Raw genomic sequence first — 1,903 nt, forward strand, 5'->3', positions numbered from 1 at the left:
GTACTGGCCACCTTCATGGCGTATGCGCTCTGCCTGAGAAGACTTTCAAAAGTGATGAGCGTTCCGATCGCAAGGGTGCAGGATTGGAAGAATCTTGGAATAATTTTGAGCGTATCTGCGGTGTGCGCAATCGTGGTACGTTTGTCGGCCGACGTGCTGGAACCGTCGGCGCCAATTGCTGCGACAGTCGGGCCTGCTGCCGTTTTGGTGTCTTATGCTGCTATCTTGATTGTGACAGGGTATTATCGAACACTTGCCGAGATGCGAAGAGAAGGAAATGCACTAGCTAATACGTCTCGTCCCGTTGGGGAGTCGGCCTCCGGGATCTGGAGTGACCATGCGCCAACAGAACCTCTTAGCATTGTTTCACATGGCCGGTAGCCACGTCCTGGATCAATCGCCCGCACTTCGGCCCACCGTGGCGCTTTTTTGCATTTATGATCTTGTCTAAAGGCAGGTCTGGGCTTTGCGCATTGCGAGATTTTGGAGGCCGGCGTGATTTTGAATGCAAGGAGTTTTTTGACAGCAGGTGATACGTTTACGCAAAAGGAGGAGGCGGCATTCTTTGCCTCAATCCGCCTGCGCAACGGCACCTTCAAGACCACCGACCATCATCGACTCGATGATCTCAATATGCTGGTTATCGGCGAGTGGCAGAAACTCGACCGTAAGCCGCGCGAGATCATGGACGTAGGCGCATCCTCGGGGATTTCCACGCTCGAATGGGCGGAAGCCCTAGCCCAGGCTGGTATCGATGCGGAAATCGTCGCGACGGACCTGTGCATGCACGGGAGCCTCGTGCCCCTGTTGCCGGGATATGAGGTTCTTCTCGACCGCGACGGCAAGGTGATTCAGCACATTCTCGGCAATCGCCCGGTCCGATGGTCCTTGGATGGGCCGCGGGATTTCTTCAGGGGTACCGGTTTCTTCGTCGCCGCGCTCAATGCGCTTGCAAGCACGCTGTTGCTGTTGACCTATGGGAGGCGAAGGGGAGAGGCTGTACTGCTTGTGAACCCGGATGCGCGCGACAACGCCCGGCTGAGTTTTGCCGATGACGACATAATGGCGCCGACCCCGGAGCATCTGCGCGGCCGGTTCAACGCAATCCGCGTGTCAAATCTGCTTAATCGCGGCTATTTCGACGAGGCGCAGTTGCGCCGCGCCGTGGACAATCTCAAGGATCGGCTGATGGATGCCGGTTCGTTCCTGATTGTGAACCGAACGCACGCGGACGGCAACAACAACGGCACGATCTTCCAGCTTAGCGAGGCGAACAAATTTGAGATCGTAGCCAGGATCCGCGACGGGAGCGAGATTGAGGATATCGTGTTGTCGGCTGGGGCAGGGGAACACAATTGCGAACGGCAAACCAAAATTGGCCGCCCTCAACGCCCAGCCGTCACAAGTGAGATACGGGGGGCAGCGGATTCGGAATTTATTGCGAAATGATCGCCCCCGACGCCGGCGACAGTTCAACCTATTCGATCGCGTGGATCGACTGCGTTCCCAAGGGCGCTCAGCTTGGCCCCTCGCTCGTGTTCCTTGGCGAACACGCGACTCGGCACGAGCTGCGGGGCCGTTCGGCGGAGAACCACTTCCCTCGCTCGGCGATCCAAAGCTCTCGATGCCGGTTTACTTCCCGGCTTGGCGCACCCCATTCCGCGATTTGCTGGTCTGGGCTTCTCCTGTGATCGAGAATGGGTAATCCGAAAGGGTCGAGCCGCGGACCGGTTCAAAATACTATGGTGCTTGGGGTGTGAGTTTGGGTGCCATGTTGATATTGCGGTCGCAGTAAGCTCGGGGTGTCAGGTGCGAATTCTCTCGATAGATTTTTCCATTCCCTATCTATTGAAGGATGATGACCACCCGATCGGCGGCTGGGCGGTCCAACTTTCAATATGGC

2 protein-coding genes are annotated in these 1,903 nt (G+C 57.1%); both read left to right on the top strand.

The features are described 5' to 3' along the window. On the top strand, positions 1–381 hold a 381-nt coding region (locus ACXJMY_RS37855; RefSeq protein WP_456624444.1), incomplete at its 5' end, for a hypothetical protein. 114 nt (positions 382–495) lie between these two features. Then, positions 496–1,449, top strand: a complete 954-nt coding sequence (locus ACXJMY_RS37860; RefSeq protein ID WP_456624445.1) for a hypothetical protein — start codon at positions 496–498, stop codon at positions 1,447–1,449. Positions 1,450–1,903 lie beyond the last annotated feature (454 nt).

It is taken from the genome of Bradyrhizobium sp. P5_C12, assembly GCF_054049735.1.